Origin of the sequence: Pseudomonas sp. MWU16-30316 (genome assembly GCF_020515645.1) — a bacterium.
Taxonomy (GTDB): Bacteria; Pseudomonadota; Gammaproteobacteria; order Pseudomonadales; family Pseudomonadaceae; genus Aquipseudomonas; species Aquipseudomonas cerasi.
In genome coordinates, this window is sequence record NZ_JAIZAZ010000012.1 from 35,989 (window position 1) to 53,800 (window position 17,812).

At 53.4% G+C, this 17,812-nt stretch carries 22 protein-coding genes; 19 read left to right on the forward strand and 3 right to left on the reverse strand.

Features of this window, described 5'->3' with window-relative positions:
• The first annotated feature begins 8 nt into the window (after window positions 1-8).
• Window positions 9-1,001, forward strand: coding sequence for a YncE family protein (locus LCH65_RS25695; RefSeq protein ID WP_003317529.1), 993 nt, complete (start codon window positions 9-11; stop codon window positions 999-1,001).
• Between the two features lie 329 nt (window positions 1,002-1,330).
• Complete coding sequence (locus LCH65_RS25700) at window positions 1,331-1,711, forward strand: hypothetical protein (RefSeq protein ID WP_003317528.1); 381 nt, start codon at window positions 1,331-1,333, stop codon at window positions 1,709-1,711.
• A gap of 714 nt (window positions 1,712-2,425) precedes the next feature.
• On the opposite strand, the gene LCH65_RS25705 is transcribed toward LCH65_RS25700, so the two are convergent.
• Window positions 2,426-3,388 carry a tyrosine-type recombinase/integrase gene (locus LCH65_RS25705; RefSeq protein WP_003425065.1) on the reverse strand — a complete coding sequence of 321 codons (963 nt, stop codon included), beginning with the start codon at window positions 3,386-3,388 and terminating at the stop codon, window positions 2,426-2,428.
• 409 nt (window positions 3,389-3,797) lie between these two features.
• Between LCH65_RS25705 and LCH65_RS25710 the strand changes: the two genes are divergently transcribed.
• A complete protein-coding gene (locus LCH65_RS25710) occupies window positions 3,798-4,124 on the forward strand; it encodes a type II toxin-antitoxin system RelE/ParE family toxin (protein WP_025391071.1) in 327 nt (108 codons plus the stop codon).
• A 111-nt stretch (window positions 4,125-4,235) separates the two neighbouring features.
• Window positions 4,236-4,523: an XRE family transcriptional regulator gene (locus LCH65_RS25715; protein ID WP_025391072.1), complete on the forward strand. Its 288-nt coding sequence runs from the start codon at window positions 4,236-4,238 to the stop codon at window positions 4,521-4,523.
• A 189-nt stretch (window positions 4,524-4,712) separates the two neighbouring features.
• On the opposite strand, the gene LCH65_RS25720 is transcribed toward LCH65_RS25715, so the two are convergent.
• Complete coding sequence (locus LCH65_RS25720; protein WP_017279416.1) at window positions 4,713-5,486, reverse strand: helix-turn-helix transcriptional regulator; 774 nt, start codon at window positions 5,484-5,486, stop codon at window positions 4,713-4,715.
• 108 nt (window positions 5,487-5,594) lie between these two features.
• Here LCH65_RS25720 and LCH65_RS25725 point away from each other — a divergent pair, with 108 nt between their 5' ends.
• Both LCH65_RS25725 and LCH65_RS25730 read left to right on the forward strand, forming a co-directional pair.
• Window positions 5,595-6,695, forward strand: coding sequence for a polyamine ABC transporter substrate-binding protein (locus tag LCH65_RS25725; RefSeq protein ID WP_172689521.1), 1,101 nt, complete (start codon window positions 5,595-5,597; stop codon window positions 6,693-6,695).
• A gap of 96 nt (window positions 6,696-6,791) precedes the next feature.
• Window positions 6,792-6,989, forward strand: a complete 198-nt coding sequence (locus LCH65_RS25730; protein ID WP_025391074.1) for a hypothetical protein — start codon at window positions 6,792-6,794, stop codon at window positions 6,987-6,989.
• An 11-nt stretch (window positions 6,990-7,000) separates the two neighbouring features.
• Here LCH65_RS25730 and LCH65_RS25735 read toward each other — a convergent pair whose 3' ends face one another.
• A complete protein-coding gene (locus tag LCH65_RS25735; protein ID WP_046235773.1) occupies window positions 7,001-7,396 on the reverse strand; it encodes a helix-turn-helix transcriptional regulator in 396 nt (131 codons plus the stop codon).
• 216 nt (window positions 7,397-7,612) lie between these two features.
• Here LCH65_RS25735 and LCH65_RS25740 point away from each other — a divergent pair, with 216 nt between their 5' ends.
• The 13 genes from LCH65_RS25740 (at window position 7,613) to LCH65_RS25800 (ending at window position 17,803) form a co-directional block, all read left to right on the forward strand.
• Window positions 7,613-8,125 carry a transcription termination/antitermination NusG family protein gene (locus LCH65_RS25740; RefSeq protein WP_055005870.1) on the forward strand — a complete coding sequence of 171 codons (513 nt, stop codon included), beginning with the start codon at window positions 7,613-7,615 and terminating at the stop codon, window positions 8,123-8,125.
• An 88-nt stretch (window positions 8,126-8,213) separates the two neighbouring features.
• On the forward strand, window positions 8,214-8,456 hold the full coding sequence (locus tag LCH65_RS25745) for a hypothetical protein (RefSeq protein WP_172689522.1): 243 nt from the start codon (window positions 8,214-8,216) through the stop codon (window positions 8,454-8,456).
• Window positions 8,457-8,468: 12 nt separating this feature from the next.
• Window positions 8,469-9,176 (forward strand): lytic transglycosylase domain-containing protein, encoded by a 708-nt coding sequence (locus LCH65_RS25750; RefSeq protein ID WP_172689523.1) that lies wholly within the window; start codon window positions 8,469-8,471, stop codon window positions 9,174-9,176.
• Entirely contained in the window at window positions 9,176-9,511 is a 336-nt protein-coding gene (locus tag LCH65_RS25755) for a hypothetical protein (RefSeq protein ID WP_025391077.1), read from the forward strand. The genes LCH65_RS25750 and LCH65_RS25755 overlap by 1 nt, the downstream gene beginning before the upstream one ends.
• A gap of 12 nt (window positions 9,512-9,523) precedes the next feature.
• Window positions 9,524-10,000, forward strand: a complete 477-nt coding sequence (locus tag LCH65_RS25760) for a VirB3 family type IV secretion system protein (RefSeq protein ID WP_053486256.1) — start codon at window positions 9,524-9,526, stop codon at window positions 9,998-10,000.
• Window positions 9,915-12,413: a conjugal transfer protein gene (locus LCH65_RS25765; protein ID WP_226439929.1), complete on the forward strand. Its 2,499-nt coding sequence runs from the start codon at window positions 9,915-9,917 to the stop codon at window positions 12,411-12,413. Before LCH65_RS25760 ends, LCH65_RS25765 begins: the two co-directional genes overlap by 86 nt.
• Window positions 12,410-13,096 (forward strand): P-type DNA transfer protein VirB5, encoded by a 687-nt coding sequence (gene virB5 / locus LCH65_RS25770; RefSeq protein ID WP_025391079.1) that lies wholly within the window; start codon window positions 12,410-12,412, stop codon window positions 13,094-13,096. The genes LCH65_RS25765 and virB5 overlap by 4 nt, the downstream gene beginning before the upstream one ends.
• Before the next feature lie 28 nt (window positions 13,097-13,124).
• Window positions 13,125-13,478 carry a hypothetical protein gene (locus LCH65_RS25775; protein WP_122257564.1) on the forward strand — a complete coding sequence of 118 codons (354 nt, stop codon included), beginning with the start codon at window positions 13,125-13,127 and terminating at the stop codon, window positions 13,476-13,478.
• A 10-nt stretch (window positions 13,479-13,488) separates the two neighbouring features.
• Entirely contained in the window at window positions 13,489-14,436 is a 948-nt protein-coding gene (locus tag LCH65_RS25780) for a type IV secretion system protein (protein ID WP_057445126.1), read from the forward strand.
• An 82-nt stretch (window positions 14,437-14,518) separates the two neighbouring features.
• On the forward strand, window positions 14,519-14,821 hold the full coding sequence (locus LCH65_RS25785) for a conjugal transfer protein (protein WP_198706184.1): 303 nt from the start codon (window positions 14,519-14,521) through the stop codon (window positions 14,819-14,821).
• Window positions 14,822-14,858: 37 nt separating this feature from the next.
• Window positions 14,859-15,647 (forward strand): type IV secretion system protein, encoded by a 789-nt coding sequence (locus LCH65_RS25790; protein ID WP_172689525.1) that lies wholly within the window; start codon window positions 14,859-14,861, stop codon window positions 15,645-15,647.
• On the forward strand, window positions 15,637-16,446 hold the full coding sequence (locus LCH65_RS25795) for a P-type conjugative transfer protein VirB9 (protein ID WP_025391083.1): 810 nt from the start codon (window positions 15,637-15,639) through the stop codon (window positions 16,444-16,446). Before LCH65_RS25790 ends, LCH65_RS25795 begins: the two co-directional genes overlap by 11 nt.
• On the forward strand, window positions 16,433-17,803 hold the full coding sequence (locus LCH65_RS25800; RefSeq protein WP_025391084.1) for a TrbI/VirB10 family protein: 1,371 nt from the start codon (window positions 16,433-16,435) through the stop codon (window positions 17,801-17,803). Before LCH65_RS25795 ends, LCH65_RS25800 begins: the two co-directional genes overlap by 14 nt.
• The last annotated feature ends 9 nt before the right edge of the window (window positions 17,804-17,812 follow it).

Sequence of the window (17,812 nt, forward strand, 5' to 3'; positions counted from 1 at the left end):
AAATTCTGATGAATGTGATAAAGAAAACCGTCACAGCCCTGACGTTGGGTGTTGCGTTGGCCGCATCGATGAGCGCGTGGGCCGCGCAAGATCGCTGGACGTTTGACGGCGATATTCACAACAACTCGCTGGCCGTCAGCCCTGATGAAACGACGGCGGTGGTCTCTTACAGTCAGCGTCCAGATGTAGTGGTTTATGATTTGAAAACCGGTAAGGTTCGCCAGGTTCTCACCGGCTACGTCACGCCGCGAAATATTGTGTTTTCGCCAACTGGCGATGTGTTCTACCTCTCCGACAGCAGTTTGGGGGTCGTGCGCAAGATTGACACCAAGACTTTAAAAGTGATCGCAGATATTCCGTTGGGCGCAGGTGCTTTTGGTACCACACTCAGCAAGGACGGAAGCCTGCTCTACGTCAACAATGAAGCGGCCAGCACGCTGTCGGTCATTGACCTTGATCACCAGCGGCCAGTAGCTGTGGTACCTGGCTTCTCCCAACCGCGCCAGGGCATCCGAGTAAGTCCTGACGGCAAAACCGTCTATGTCACCAACTTTCTTGGGGACAAAATTACCTTGGTCGACAGCAAGACCAATACGATTGAAGGTGAGATCACTGGCTTCAACAAGTTGCGCGCCATCTCCATATCGGCGGACGGCAATACGCTGTACGCGGCTAACAGCGGCAGTAACAGCATCGCAGTTGTCGACACTCAAAAACGCGCCATCACAACCACCGTCATTGTTGGCAAAGACCCCTACGGCGCAGCCCTCACTCCAGACGGGCTGCACGTCTACTCGGGTAACCTCGGTGACAACAGCCTTTCAGTGATCGACACCAAAACGCTGAAAGTGACCACCACTGTGACCGGTTTGAAGGCACCCCGCCAGGCCATTGTCTTCACCAAAGACAAGTCGAAGGCGTATGTCCTCAATGAGGACTTGAGTATCTCCACAGTCGATCTCGCCAGCAACAAGGTGGTGTCGACGCTCAAGGCCGACTGATTGAACAGCGCAGGCCTTCATGGGGGCCTGCTGATACTCCACGACCAAGTGAATAATAATGAGTGAAAATGATGAGTCCTGGATGATGGATCGCCGTCGCTCATTGAGATGAGCCAATGATGCTTGACCGTGAGCGTCGCTTTGCTCAATTGAGGAAGGCACAGGGTCCGGGGGGGGGGAGAGCCCAGCATTCCAGCAAAAAATGATATCGGGACGTTTTTTCTATGGAGTCGAATTAACCTGTTTGTGGCTCGTCTATTGTCTGATCGCTTGCCGTTTCAGAGGCAGGTGGGTCTTCTAAAAATTAAAAATGACCAAAGGAAATACATATGTTCAAAAAGATGATTCTCACCGTCGCTGTTGCCGCCAGCTGCATGTCGGGTTTGGCGCTCGCCGATGCGCCAGTCAAGCTTGCTGAAACGGACAAGGGAAAAGTACTCGTAGACGCAAAAGGTATGACTCTTTATACCTTCGGTAAGGACACCTCGGGCAAGTCGGTCTGCAATGGGCCATGCGCTTCAAACTGGCCACCTCTACCGGTATCCGCAGACGCGAAAGCGGGTCATGATTACTCTGTCATCACTCGAGACGATGGCACAAAACAATGGGCATACAAAGGCATGCCACTTTACAGCTGGGTCAAAGATACCAAGCCAGGGGATACAACCGGTGACGGCGTCAACCAAGTCTGGCACGTTGCCAAGCCGTAACGTCAAATAATTAATAGGCTGGCTTACGCCACTGGCTTTGTCAGTGGCGCAAACCAGAAGAATACACACCTGATATTTTCGCCAACATACAGCCGCCGCGCCTCATAAATCTTTGATGGATCATTTCAACGAAAAATGGGGCCGAGGTACGGTACACCTTGGACGTATTCCCGTAACGCCAGCCTGAGGATTTCGTTTGGCCGGGAGTCTGTGACGATGCGCATGGTGGTTCCATCCAGCCGCTAGTGGACCGATATTCTGAGGCAACGCCAATTAGAACGGTAGGGCATCGTAAATATGCGGGCGAAGGTCTGCTTATGGCCGAAAGCTGCCGTTAATAAGCCGACCAACAGGCGTCGCTTTGTTGGTTGGTGCGCATGGCTTACAACTCAAACAAGGGTATGGTTTTGGGCGTATCAAATCGGCCCGCACAGCGCTACCTTCAGCATCTAACAAACGTACGCTGAGGAGTCGAAACAGTGGAGACTGAACGAGGTGTTGAGGAACGGAACGGTCGATGGTCGATCGTTGCCGGACGTGCTGTATGCACTGGCTGCATGGAAAGCCAAGCGCTGGAAGACTGCGAAAGCCCCTTTCTACATGCCGACACCTGTCCAGCCAGCGATGTGGAAGGTCATCATCCATGGGCAGCGTTGCACCACATCCTTGGCAGTGCGCGTGGGTGAGCTGCCGCTTAGGCCTCGATCACTTCAATTAATACTTCACTTTATAGGTGGGTGAATCCTCCGGCCGGTTCTCCCGCCGATCGTAGATCTTGGTCGTGCTGATGTTGGCATGACCCAGCCAGGCCTGGACCTTGGCGATATCGGCTTCATGCTCCAAGGCGTTGGTGGCTGCCGTTGCTCGGAGTCCATGAACCCCAAGGCCGTCGACCTCAATCCCGGCCTTTTTCGCGTAGGCCGTGACGACGGCATAGATGCCGTTTGCCGTGATACCGGCGCCGGTCAATTTACCTCGCAGCGGCATGAACAGTGGCACCTTCCGTTCGGCCAGATGATGCTCTGAGTTTTCCAGGTACTGATGAATACGCCCGGCTGCGATCGGGTGCAACGGGAGGTATCGCACCTTGCCGCCCTTGCCGTGAACCTTCAGATGCTGAATACCGCGGCGCTCCTGAATGTCGCTCACCTGCAGCAGCGCCGCTTCTTCACGGCGCAGTCCGTGATAGAGAAGAACAGCCAATAGCGCCCGGTCGCGCTGCCCTTTAAGTGTTGTTTCATCCGGCGCCTCGAGCAGCGCCTTCGCCTGGTGGTCACCCAACGCCGGCGTCTTGCCTTCATTGCTTTCTATCCTGGGACGTTTTACCCCATGCACTGGATTGCCGCCGGCGATCGCATTGTTCTCCAGGAGGTGATCAAAGAGGCTGGCCAGCGCGGCCAATTTGCGCCGGATCGTGGCTCCGGCCAAACCGCGATGCTCGAGGTGGGCTCGCCAGGCTAAAACATGCGATCGGGTCACGACCCGAAATTCATCGGCCGAAGCCAAGCCGATAAAACTACAGAAGTCTTCCAGGTCGTTTTGGTAAGCACGTCGTGTTCGAGGGTTGTCCAGGTTGGCAAACCACTCGACCGCGGCTGGAACCTTGGCCAGCGTCTGAAATTCGACCGCCGTGAGCCGACGCTGATCATTCGTATGGTTTTTCGTCAGTTCCTGCATATCGTTCTCATCATTGGCTATCCTGCAATCGCTCTCAAAGCTTTCGGTCACAAAATCATCGCTATATCAGTCCGCCGTTGCTAAAACCGATAAACGGCAATAAGTGGTGATAACCTATTTTATCACCAGTTTTTGACGGAGCTAAGCGACTTTTCTCTTTACGCACACGAGACGCCACAAAATGCCTTGACTTATACTGATTTTGATATAATGTGCATGTACACCTTCGGGTGTAAAGCAAGACATAGGTGTGGACCTATGGCATTCCTGCCGGGAGTGCAAGATTTTCTGGATTGCGGCGCGCCGTCGCAGTTCAAACAAGCAGGTGACCAAGCTGGGGAACGCTGATGGCTTACTCATATACTGAGAAAAAACTCAATTTTATCAAAAACTTACTAAGGTGTTACCAATGGCAGAGGTATCGAAGTTAGTAGATTTTTGTGGCAGCAGTGAAAAGGATATCGCGAGCTTTCCACCCGTTATTCGTGACCGAGTGGTCTACCAGCTTGACTTGGTAAAGCACGGAGAAGATCCATCCAACTTCAAGCCTGTGAAAACTGTTGGACCAGGCGTATACGAGATTAAAATTCGAGCAAAACAAGGGGCTTTTCGCGTGTTTTATGTGGCGAATCGAGCAGGCGTGATTTCGGTACTGCATGCGTTTCAGAAAACCACTAAAAAGACGGAAAAGCGTGACATTGATCTTGCGAAAACAAGATTGAAGTCGCAGGGCTAAGACGGACTGGCACCCCCTTGCATCTGCTAGGGGTTAAGCATTAGGTGCACTACGATAGCCCTAACCCTATGAGGTATGTATCGAGTAAATTCATCAATCGAGGTAAATATGATGACAAACGAACGCCACGCCAATATTTGGGATGCGTTGGTTGAGTCGCCGGAAGAAGCTGAAAATTTGCAGTTACGTTCGACGCTGATGCGGGCACTCACCCGAAAGGTACGCTCTTGGGAGCTTGCCCAAAAGGACGCAGCGCTGAGATTGAAGGTAACGCAACCTAGGCTGAACGACCTGCTTAAAGGGAAAATTGATAAATTTTCCCTTGATGCTTTAGTGAAGATGTTGCCCGGCGCAGGCCTGCAGATTGAAGTGACAGTCAGAGAGCGCTCTGAAGCGTAAGTTTCAGTCTTACACAGAGGCTCTGCCTGGCTTGATGTTGACCAGCAGCGCATTAGCTGGATCAAGCTCACAGCTTAGCGCGTTCGCTTTCACTGCTAGCGCGTTATACGCGCCCCTGTCCTGCCCCCAATTCGCGTCGCAGAGTAAAGACGTATTCTGGCTGTTGGGACAATAAGTAGGGCACTGATATTAACTGATAGTGCTTTGAAAGAAATAAGCAAAAAGTTCTGATTGAGATTTTATATTGAGCTTACTGTAAAAGTTTCTTCGATGTACTTTCACTGTTTCTGGCGATACTGATAGCTTTCCAGCAATTTCGCTATTTGAAAAACCACTCAAAGCCAGCTTTAAAACTTCAATTTCACGCCCCGTTAGTTGTGGAGCAAGCTCTATAATCTTGTCCTGCCATTGCTGGGGTCGAGAGCTTTCTTTTTCTTCAACATCAGAAGCTATACGTTGCTTCATCAAAGCCAATACCCAAGGTTTGATTAAGTCAAATATAGCAATATGCTCCTGAGTAAACCGACTTTTGCTACCCATGGATAAACAAAGTGTTCTTTCAGAGTCAAGCTGAACGTTATACTGAACTTCATCTACTGATACGAATTGTTCAAAATAAAGATGATAATACTCTGTTTCCAAAAAGTGAGTCGGTGCAATATCCAATAGATGAAAGAAACCGCTTTGCTGATTTTCTCGATTAGCTATGTAGAAGGGGTCAAGCATGTATAGCCCTTTGACATACCGGTTGAGCAGCCCATCTATTTCTTCTTCGTCAGCGGTATCAGGATAGCAAATTGCCTGTACCCCTTCGCTGCCAAACATCAGCACAACCCAGTTGTCGACTGGTGCATATTCCTTCAGCAATCTGACTAGCGAATTCCAAAACTCAGGCCTGTTGAGCTTTTCGATTAGTTTTGCTATCGATCTGTGCCAAATTTGGCCCTGGAGCTGGTTTGGCATCGTCTACCCCTATTGGGTTATTTAAAACCTGACTTGATACGTTTATATTGCGCCCTCATGGATTCGGTACCTACCAATGGGGACTGACCAATGGCATGGAGTAAGCCTATGAAAAGCGTTCGTATGTTGACCATCATTACTGCCTCTTTGTTCAGCGCTGGGCTAAATATTGCGATTGCGAGCCCAACCAGCGTGCATCTATACAACTGGTATGCCTTCATTGCACCAGATACCCCTAAAGAATTCGAGCACGAAACCGGCAGCAAACTGCTCATTGACTCCTTTGACAGCGCCGAGATCATGCAGAGCAAGGTCATGGCTGGGCGCACGGGGTATGATGTAGTAGTAGCTACCTCAAACGTGTTGCCGAGCTTGATCACTGCAGGAGTGCTCCAACCTCTGGATCGTAGCCAGCTCGGCAACTGGTCGCACCTTGATTCCGAAATACTGGCTAAGGTTTCTGTTAATGACCCTGGAAACCAGTACGCAGTGCCCTACCTTTGGGGGACTACCGGAATCGGATATGATGTCGATAAGATAAAGTCCGCACTAGGTGATGACGCTCCGGTGGATAGTTGGGATTTGGTGTTCAAGGAAGAAAATATTAGTAAGCTCCAGCAGTGCGGTGTAGCAATGCTCGACTCTCCGAGTGAAATTATTTCCATTGCCTTGCACTACCTTGGTCTGCCTCACAACAGCAAAAACCCAGACGACTATCAGAAAGCTCAAGCCTTATTGCTCAAGATTCGTCCTTATGTACGCTATTTTGACTCATCTAAAATTGATGCTGATCTTGCTGATGGTAATATTTGTATGGTTGTAGGATGGGCAAATGGTGCGCTTGCAGCGCAAGAGTTGAATGAGAAAAACAAAACTGGACGTCGGATAGCATACTCCATCCCTCGCGAAGGCGCTTTGGTATGGTCAGAGAATATGGTGTTGTTGAAGGATGCCCCTCATCCACAAGAAGGCATGGCGTTTATAAACTACATTTTGCGCCCTGAAGTGATTGCTAAAACTTCAAATCACACCCTTTACCCTAGTGCTAATAAAGATGCAACGCAGTTTGTAGAGCCAAAACTTAGAGATAACGCTTCGGTTTATTTGGATAAAGATACTATTAGTAGGCTTTTCCCTTTAGAGCCCCTTCCGTTGAAGCTAGAGCGAATTCGCACACGCGCTTGGGTCAAAGTGAAGAGTGGTATTTAAGCCGGAAATTTTTGCCGTGAATATTGAGCGCGTTTGCGTAGATTCGTCTAAGTAGAACGCTAAAGTGATGGTATAGATTCGAGGACAGAATCAGCTATGACTACCTCAGTCGCTGTACTAGAAAAACCACACCGGGATGAAATCAAAGAGCTGGTGCAACTCGTTAGAATGGATGAGAAATATGCTGCGTTGGTTGCAGACGGTTTCTTACCTCTAGATGTGCAATCGAGTATATATAACTTCCAGAGAAAAAGCCGTATAGAGGAGTTATCTCAAAAATATGGCCTGATTTAACGAGTTTTCATCTATTCAGACTGTGTCTTTTTGGACGGGTTATTGTATGCGATGAATTTATCGGTAAGACGGATGATTTCCTCAAGACTTTCAGGAGAATCGACCTGGTTGATTTTTTCTGAAAGTTCTTGTCGGAGCGATATCAATCGCGTGCGTAGAACATCTTGGCCACCAGGTAGCAGCTCTCCTGGAGAGACATTGAAAACGGTTGCGATTCTTACCAACTGCTCGATGCCAGGCAGGTTTATGCCTCGTTCGTAACGTCCTATCAGCGGAGCGTCGCAGCCAATCTTTTCCGCCAAGTCCGCTTGGCTCAACGTAGAAGACTTCCGAAGGGCTTTGATTTTTGCTCCTACCACGCTCCTGAGAGTGTCCACAGTGTCTCCAAAAAAAACCAATAATTTCATCTGCTTGCGCCTTCACAAAGTCACAAATATGTCTATTAGATACAAAAGTGTTTACTTTTTTTTCTGTTCCATCTATTTTGTTTCCTAGAAATCCGTTTCCTGATTGAGCTCCTTCGATCCAGAAGCGGGTAGAGCCGGCTCTCCATGGCTCATGATTCTCCCCTGGGCCCAGCGGTTCCGGAATTCGAAAGAGCGCCTGATCAAAAGGTTCTGATTATGAAAAACTGGCACGTTTTGATGCATAATTCTGCCGTTTATCAGTCACTTATGACATTGATAGAACGGTTAGACGTTGAGGTGTATTCCCCCGTCAGAATTACCTCTCGCAAACGTACGGATCGCCCTTCGTCGATAGAAAAGGAGGTTCGTTTGTTTCCTGGCTATCTGCTGCTACGGTTCGATCCCGAGGTGACACACACCACAACCATCACAGCGTTGAATGGTGCTCATGGGTTCGTTCAGTTCGGCGGTCGAACCTGTGTTTTGCAGGACTCTACGGTAGAGGAATTAAAGGCTGCTTCGCTGATTCGATCTAACCGTTCACTCGATTGCATCGAGTTTCGCAATGTGCCGACAGAGCTAGAAAAAACGCTCCGTCTGATCATAGACATGAAATCTGAAGCTGCCCGCAGGGCGGCTTTCTTCGCGCTTCTATCGCAGAACGCCGCGCTGGAGCGCCTTGTCGGGCGTTCTGGGACCGTTTTCTATTCGACGGTGAATGCCGCCTAGGCATTACCTATTTCCACGATTTCCCATTTCACCGCCAGGTCTCGCCTGGCGGTGTTTTTTTGCGTTCTCACAGCCCTTAGGAGTTCCCATGGCGTCATCCGAAGATGAAGCAACCACCAAGACATCAAGCGTATATATCCGACCGATCAGGGTGGAGGCGCTGAATAAAGCTGCGATACGGGTGAGCTATGAAACCCAAAGCTCCAGGCAGATTTCACCCTCGGAGCTCGCTCGGTATCTGATCGATAATTTTCTTGAAATGGCCGTTGGGCAGCTGATTGAAGACTCCAAAAAATCGGTACCCGGCAAACCTCTTACGTCCCCAGATTAAAAGGAACCTGTAATGCTCACCACCAGTGCCTTTCTGGCCCTGGCTATGCAATGCGCTCCCTCGATACACCCAGACACGCTGACCCCCATCGTCAAGACAGAATCCTCCTTCAATCCCTATGCCATCGGCGTGAGCGGCAAAGTGTTGCCGCGTCAACCGCAGAGCCTGGATGAAGCCGTATTGGCGGTGAAAAAGCTGGTCGCAGAGGGCGCTGACTTCAGCATCGGCCTGGGCCAAATCAACCGGCAGCACTTCGATGTCAGCCGACCCGAACCTGTGTTCGAACCCTGCACCAACTTGCGCATGGCAGCGCGAGAGCTACAGGCCTGCTATGTAAAGGCCAGGAAAACCGATCCTGATGTGCAAAGCGCTTTGCACAAAGCCATTTCCTGTTACTACAGCGGCAACCCCAAACGTGGCTTTAAGGCCGAGGCCGAATTTGGTGGCAGCAGCCACGTGCAACGTGTGTTGGCCAATGCAGGCACGACCACCGTGACGGTCCCTGCGCTAGAAGGCGGATCACCTGAACCGAACAAGCACCAGCGCGCTCAGGCCCCTGCGTCCACCGTTGATCCGACCTACGAAAGCTGGGACGTACTGCGCCAGTACCCGCGCTATCTGCCACCGGCAACACCGGCTGTTTCTGCTACTCCCGCTGCACCAGCTCCACCCGCTGCATCCACTGAAGAGCCCTCAACCACCCCCAAAGAGGATCAATGATGATCAAACGTACCCTTGTGCCAAACAAAGGCGAGCTGGGCATTCTGCTGGTGGCTCTGGCCTACCTGCCCGGTATCGCCTCCGCTGACTGGCTCACCACGCTGAACCAGTGGGGCAGCAATATCCGCCTGGGCCTTTACACCCTGGCGGGCACCCTGGGCCTGATTTGCCTGATCTGGTCAGGTGCCCAGTGGCTGATTGCTCGCTCCACGGGCGACCGCTCGCACACCTTCATGGACTACCTGGAGCAGGTAGGTGTGCTGCTGGTCGTTGGTGGATCTGTGCTCCTCGGCACAGCGGCTTGGCAGGTGTTCGGCACCGGCGTGCCGGGTTGACCAGGAGCGCTTATGGCCAGTAACGAAGTACTCAAGAAACTGACCTTCGAAAGCTACAACGCCATGAGTCGGCCTGCGATGTTCTGGAACATTCCCATCATGCCGATGGTGGGGTTGCTGATGGGCGGCTTGGTCTTCAGTGTTGCCGCGACGTTCCTGCTGTCCTGGGTGTGGGGCCTGGTTGCTGCCTCCCCGTTCCTGATTGCCCTCATTGCCTTGAGGGTCGTGGGCCTGATCGATCCTCAGTATTTGCGCCGTATCCGCTTTGCACGGCGGCGTCTCTGGCTGAATCTCAAGTACGGCAAACCGTTATTGCTGACCCCTTTTAATCCGCAATGGAGCGAATTCTATGGCGCACGATTTTCACACAAGCGTTATGCCCCCGGAAAAGAAAGTGCCATTGATGCGCTATCCGGTCCACGAACACATGGTGACCCTACCCGGCAATCGCCTGGTGAGCCTGATCCAGTTAAAGGGGGTTTCCAGTGAAACCCGCAGTGATAACGAACTGATCCAACTGTTTCACAACCTCAACCGCTACTTCCTGGCCCTGGGCAAAAAGGAAGGCAAGCACCTGATGCTGCAAACCTACATCACCAAGACAGGCATCGAGCTGGACACGCAATACACCTTGCCGCTGCCCGCGCTGCAGGACTTCGTGGACGCTTACACCACACCCTTTCGCAACGGCACCTTCTTCCAGGTCGGGTACAGCATTGCGCTGATCCTCAAGTACCGCGAGGTTGATGAAGGGATCGAGCGTATGAGCGACCTGTTGTCACTTTCCTCTACGTTGCTGGCCGAATATGACCCGGTCATCATGGGCCTTGAGGAAAGCGAACACGGTGCATTGTTCTCGCAGATCGGGCGCTACTTCAGCCTGTTGATTAACGGGCACGAAAAAGACGTGCTGGTCAGCGACACCCGCTTGGGTGACGCGATCATTGATAGCGTCACCAACTTCGAAAACTACGATTTTGTCGAGAACCGGCCCAATCGGGGTGGCCAGCGTTTCGCGACTACCTTTGACCTGCGTGACTACCCCAGTGGCGGGACCTACCCCGGTATGTGGGACGAGGCCATCGAGCAGCAGTTCGAGTTCACCCTGGTGCAAACGTTTCTGTTCGAAGACCGCAACAAGGCCAAGGACAAATTCAAAAAGCACGTGGCGGATCTGGGTTCGGTCGAGCGCGATTCAAAGCAAACCGTGGAGCTTGAAAATGCCATCGATGCCATCACCCTGGGCGACAAGGCGTTTGGTCGTTATCACGCCTCGCTGATCGTCTACGGCAACACCCCGGACCAGGCCATCGAGAACGGCACGAAAATGGCGTCGGTGTTCACGGTGCGTGACGCGACCTTTGTGCGTTCGACCATGAGCAACATCGACACCTGGTACACGCAGTTCCCCGGTGTGACCGAGGCCATGTACCCCATGATGAAGTCGACCGAGAACCTGGCGTGCAGCTTTTCCCTGCACTCCACTCCCACGGGCAAGGTCAAGGGCAACCCCATCGGTGATGGAACGGGCGTGATGCCGGTGCTGACGGTCAACAAGGCCTTATATGTGCTCAACGTGCATGACAGCCCACCCGGCCAGAACAACCTCGGTGAAATGCTGCCAGGTCATGCGGTTTACACAGGCCAAACGGGGGTGGGTAAAACCACCGCTGAGGCCATCCTGCTGACCTTTCTCAGCCGCTTCGATCCGCTGATTTTCAGCATCGACTACAACGAGTCTTTGAGACATCTGCTGTGTGGGTTGGGTGCCGAGTATTACACCGTGCAGCCTGGGCACTTCACCGGCGTCAACCCGTTTCAGTTTCACGACAGTCCTGGGTTGCGGCAAATGCTGAATGATCTAGTGCTGTGCTGCGCCGGTGGTCCAGCGAAGACCGATGAAGCCGACCAGCGCACGATCAAGGATTCGGTCGAAGCGGTCATGGCGCATACCAATGTACGACTTCGGGGCATGTCGCTGCTGCTGCAAAACATCCCCCATCGAGGTGGCAATTGCCTGCACACCCGGCTGTCGAAATGGTGCCGTTTGGCCGGTGAAGGCCGCGAAGGTCAGTACGCCTGGGTTCTGGACTCGCCGATCAACCAGTTCAATGCGCAGACCTACCGGCGTCTGGCCTTTGACTGCACGCAGTTGCTCAAAAACGACTACGCCGAGAAGCACCCCGAAGTCATGGAAGCGTTTCTGAACACGTTGTTCTACATGAAACGCGAAATGCACGAAGCCCGCCCCGGCAATCTGCTGTTGAACGTGGTGGCCGAGTATTGGGCACCGCTGTCGTTCAAAAGCACGGCGGACGCAATCAAAGAGGTCCTGCAGAGCGGACGCATGCGCGGGGAAATCCTGATCATGGACACCCAGTACCCCGAGCAAGCACTGGCGACGCCTTACGCAGCAGCCGTCATTCAGCAAGTGACAACGCCTATCTGGCTCCCAAACAAGAAAGCCCAGGCCGAGAGCTACGCCAAGTTCGGCGTCACCGGCAAGGTGTTTGAGGCAGTGCGTGATATGGGACCGCTGAGCCGGGAAATGGTGGTGCAACAGGGGCACCAGACGGTGAAGCTGAAAATGGAGCTGGACGGCCCGCTCAAGTATTGGTTGCCGCTGTTATCCGCCACTCAAAAGAACCTGGCAGTGGCTGAACGTATTCGGCAACACCTGGGCACGACCGATCCCATGGTCTGGGTCGATGCGTTCCTGGTGGCCGAGGCCGTGCGCCAATGGTTGAACACCGACGATCCCGCTGTATGGCTGCCCGCGTTCGACTATGCCGAGGGCCTGCGCCAGTCCATGAAGACGCGGGATGCACAGCGCTGGATGCCGGCCTTTCAAAAAGCCTGGAAAGCCCTTCAGGAACAGTATGAAATCGAGGTTTCGTCATGAAAAATCACGTGATGGCTTACGCGCTTAGCGCGCTCATGTTGACCACAGTCCTGCCTGCTGCGCATGCGGCAGTACCAGGCGTTCCGGTCCTAGATCCGTCTAACCTGCTAGCGCTGAAGGCGAATGCGTTGGCCCAGGCCAAGCAGGCGATGGACGCGCTGAGCACGGCCAAAGACGCGATCACACAGACCGCGCAGCAATACAACCACTACAAAAGCATCATCACCGGCAACGACATGTTGGGTGGGTTCCTGAACGACCCAGCCTTGAACAAGGTAATGCCTCTGGGGGACTGGGCCGATGTGTATAGCACGGGACGGGATATCGCCAGTTTGCGTGACCGCTACGGCTTAACTTCGGATAATGCCAGCGTGCAGGCGAAATTCGATCAGATGATGTCGGCTGCCGATGCGCTGGAGCGCAATTACAACGCCAGCACTGAACGGGTCAAGAACGCCGAGCTGCTAAGGGCCCGGTTAAACGAGGTGCAGACCCCACAACAGAAGGAAGATCTACAGCTGCGTTACCAACAGGAGCTGATCGAGCAGCAAAACCAGCAGATGCGGCTGGCCAACATGCAGATGCTCCAGCAGCAGCAAGAGAAAATGGAAAATGAACAGCGGGCCCAAGCGTTTAGTGATTACATGAAAGGTAAAACTAGCGTACGGCCTAGCTACGATTGATTACTAAGTTCACAAGGGAATATGACCTATGCTTAAAAAAATGAGTTCTTTTTTTTGTTTAGTGCTGTTTGCATTTGCACTGTCCGGGTGCGGTGATGATAAAGGGCAAGAATTTGTTGGGCGATGGACCGGTGAAAACAAAACCAGAATGGGCAAGCCAACCTATGTGATGGACATATCAAAGGATGGAGAAGTCTTCCACATTAACCTTGAAACCACAGCTGATATTGTGGGGTATGGGAAAATGAAAAAAGACCTGCAGCGACTTGAAGCAAAAGCAGAGTCAGACAGTGTGCTAAGCATGGCCGGTGGTCTTGCAACCATGCGCTTGGAAGGTAAGGTTATTCACTTCGACGGCACAACGTATAGCCGATCAAAATAACGGAGGCGGCATGGACGTAACAAAAATAGCCCAGACGTTGTTTGATTTCGTTGATGCCGCTCTGCAGAGCGCTTTGGTCACCGGCATGGCAAAAGTGATGCTGGGACTTGGAGCGCTATTCGGAACCATGTGGTTGATCAACTTCACGCTTCGAAACATTCAATGGTTGTACCGTGGCATGAACGTCGCTTTCGAAGACGTGGCGAAAGAAATTGCAAAAATGGCTTTTATCACCGCATGTGCATTCAACCTGGAGTGGTACGTAAATACAATCGTACCCTTTGTCACCGGCCTCCCCAATTGGATGGGGGGGGCCATGGGAGGGGCCATGTCCGGCCAGGAGGGTTTGCAAACCAACCAGATAGACAGTTTGATTGCTACGTATATCGAGAACCTGCAAGCGCTTATAAGTGCCATGAACTTCAATATCATAACAACCAGTTTTGCTAATGTTTGGTTGGGTATTCAAGGAGTGGTGTTTTATGTGCTCGGAGGTATCCCGTTCTTGCTCGCCGCCGTTGCTACGCTTTTTGTGCTGAAGGTGTCGACAACGGCTATTGTATCCGTAGGGCCTCTATTCATTGCCTTTCTGTTGTTTGATCAGACCAAGCAGTATTTCTGGGGTTGGGCATCAGCCATCGGAGGCTTTATGTTGGCTCAGGTACTGGTTTCGGTCGTGCTTGCTATCGAGATTGGCTTTATCAACACTGCGATGATCAAAGATGGTTCTTTAAACACCTCTCTGGCGGGTAATTTCGTCATCCTGCTTGTCTTTGGCACGTTTACAGCACTTGTCATCGAACTTCCAAGCCAAGCATCCTCCATCATGGGCGGTGGTCCCTCCGGAGGAGGACTTGTCAGTAAAATCTCAGGATTTAGTGCAGCAAGAGGCATGACACGCGGTGTCGCCGCCGGTATTTCCAAACTGCGTGGGAGGGGAGGCAACAACATCAAATAGCTCTCTGATCCAATAGCACCATCGTTACCGGCTACGCCCTCTCCCTACTCGCAACATCCTAGCCTCTCTCAGGTACTCCACTATGAATTTCAAACTTGCTTTGAGCGGGCTGCTTTCGGCTGCCTTGCTGTCAGGGTGTGGCTCTGCACCCAAACTGTCTGAACCGGAAGGGCAGTGGGAAGACATGCCCTTCACCCATGCCCCTGTGCCTCGCGCTGCCCCGGTGACAACGCCTGCTCCCGTGCCTGGCCGGGTGCTGCCAGCAGCGAGCCCTGCGCCCAAGGCCCAGTCGCTCAAGACCACCAGTCCAAAGCGTTCGGCGCCTGCCTCCCCGGCAAAGCCCGCAGAGGCTCCGCCCAACGACTCCAAATGCTCCGCGAACTGATCCGCGCAGCACGTGTTTGTCCAGGTTTAGGTGACTTATGAAAAAGTTTCGAAAATCCAAAGAGGACGTGATCGAGCAGGAGCGGCAACTGGCCGCCCGTACCAGCATCGACGCGGCCACCGCACAAGAAATCAGCCTGGTTGAACAGGCTTGGATCCATGCAGCGCGGTACTTTGAAAAGAGCATCGCCGCCGATGAAAAGGCCAAGACCAAACGAGCAACGCGGTTGAATTATGTGTTTGGGACCATTGCCGTCATGTCGGTTGCCGCCGTGATGGGCCTGACCCCACTCAAGACCGTTCAACTGGGCCTGGTACGTGTAGACAGAAACTCCGGCTACACGGATGTGGTGTGGGCCGACGACAAAGGCAAGCCACAGGAGCAGATCGATGACGAGTTCTGGCTTTCCGCGTACACGCGTTTCCGCGAGAGCTACAACTTTTCGAGTAACGATGCCAATTACAGCATGGTCAAGTTGATGTCCTATGACGAGACCTTTACCGAGTACCGCAACTTCCAGTTGTCCTCCAAGGGCTATCTGGAAGTGCTGGGGACCAACCGGCAAATACGCACAGATATCAACAATATCAACTTCCTTGATCGTAAAGATCGGGAAGGCACCGCCCAGGTGCGGATCACCAAAACCGTGCTGGACCGCAACGGCGTCCCCGACCCCCAGCTGCACCCGGTGACCTGGGTGGCCACAGTGACCTACGACTACAAAAACCCTGCCAAAAAAGCCGGTGACCAGTGGCTAAACCCCCGTGGCTTCGGGATCAAGGCCTACACAATGACTCAGGAAGTTGGGGTGTCCAATGGCAAATAAAGCCGCTTCAGGCCTCACGGCCTTGTTACTCATGACATTCGGTCTGCCTGCCTTTGCCGAGAGCATGGGCACTGGCTCGGCACTGGACCGGCGCGTGCAGACGGCCATTTATTCACCTGACGAGGTGTACAGGATTCAAGCGACGGTGGGCCGTGGAGCGCTGGTCCAGCTTCAATCAAACGAGACGATCAATCAAGACACCGGGCTGATGGTATCGGGCGATCCGAAAGCTTGGTCTATTGGTCCAAACAAAGCGGGCAATATGGTTTCGCTCAAACCGGTTACCGATAAAGAGCCCGATACGAACCTGACCATCAACACCAATCGGCGTACCTATCTGATTGAGCTGAAGTTGGTCGAGCGCTACCAAGACTCGACCTATCTGCTGCGCTTCACCTACCCCGAGCCGCCGAAAAAGTCTGGAGCAGCCCGCCGTGATCCCGGCAATCCCTGTGACGGCCCGGTGCAAAACGGCCCCTACCAAAAGCGCTCGAACGAAGAGAGTCGATCCATCGCGCCCTATGAGGGCTGGGACAACGGCATGCTGACCTGCTTCCGCTTTACTGGCAACGGGCCGCGCCCGGTGCTGTACCAGGTTCTACCAGACGGCACCGAAACGGTGGCCGACATGCACAACGAACAGAACGTGGTCGTGGTGCATGGGGTCAGCCGATTGTTTCGGTTTCGCCTGAACGGTCTGCTTGTAGAGGCCCGGCCTACTGCCCAGGTGAACACGGGGTACAACTTCAACGGGACCACCACCGGCGAGATTCGGGAGCTCAAGCATGCAGAACAATGACAACGACCAGGCTCCGGAGAACACTCAAGGGCCGGACAGCATCGGGCCGCCCGAAGCAGCAGCGTCCACAGCAGCTTCTCCGGAACCGGCCCCGGTCTCCGAGCCTGATAGCACTCAGGCCCGCGGCGCCTTTGACGTGCGGGCCAAACGATCAGGCGATGCCCAAAACAAGAGAACGCTTTACCTGGGCCTGGTCGGGCTGGTGTTGGTTGGTCTGCTGGGGATAGGCGGACTTTGGTACTTCACCATTTCCAAGATGAAAACCACCGGCTCCGAGGTCGATGAAACCAACGTCAAGAAGGACGCGACCCTGGACGTGAATCTGGGTACCGATGACAGCATGAAAAAGGCACGGGAAGCCAAGCTGGCCGCAGACAAAGCCGAAGAGGACAGGCGAGCCCGAGCGGAAAGGGAGCGATTGGCCAAGGAGCAAAAAGATAAAGAGGATGCCGAGCGCGGAAAAAACGGTCAGGACCATGCCGGTAGTGCGCCGCCTCCGCCCGGCTCGCCCGGCCAGAACCCGCCCGTGGAACAGACCCCCCGGCAACGCAAACTGGGACGTGAAATGTTGGTCACCTCGGAAGACGCGCAGGGTACTGGTGCTGGGAATACTCAGCCGCAACAGCCTTCCGGCGAGCAGCCATCCCTGCCGCCTTCAATGCTGGCCGACATTCAGGGCGGATCGAGCAGCGGTCTGGGTGGTGAATCGTCCAGCAGAAAACGCAGCAGCCTGAGCAATCTGGGCGGCACCACCTTTACCCCGGCTAAGGCTTACCTGGCACCGAACCGCAAGTACCTGGTCAGCCACAACACCTACACGCGCTGCGCGCTGTACACCGAAATCATCAGTACACACCCAGGAATGGTGGATTGTCGTCTGACCGATCCGCTGTATTCCGCTGATGGCTCCACGGTGATTGCGGCAGCAGGTGACAAGCTCACCGGTGAACAGACGGTTGAGGTTGGGCCAGGCGAAACCAGCGTGTTCACCACCTGGACCGAAATCGAAACCCAAGCGGGTGTGCGGGCCAAGATCGACAGCTTGGGTGCAGGCCCCATGGGAGCCAGCGGGACCGAAGCCTGGATCAATCGCCACTACATGCAGCGCTTTGGCGGTGCAGTGATGTTGTCGTTCATCCAAGACGCGCTTCAGGCCGCGTCCAACACGACGCAGAAAAGCTCGGGGTCCGGAGGCTACACGGTGAACAACAGCGAGCAGAACGTGGAGAGCATGGCCAACAAGGCGTTGGACAGCACCATCAACATTCCGGACACCGCACACCTGCTGCCGGGCACCGTAATCACTGTCATCGTGGCCCGAGACATCGACTTTTCATCGGTTTTCGAGAACCGCTAAGGAGTATTC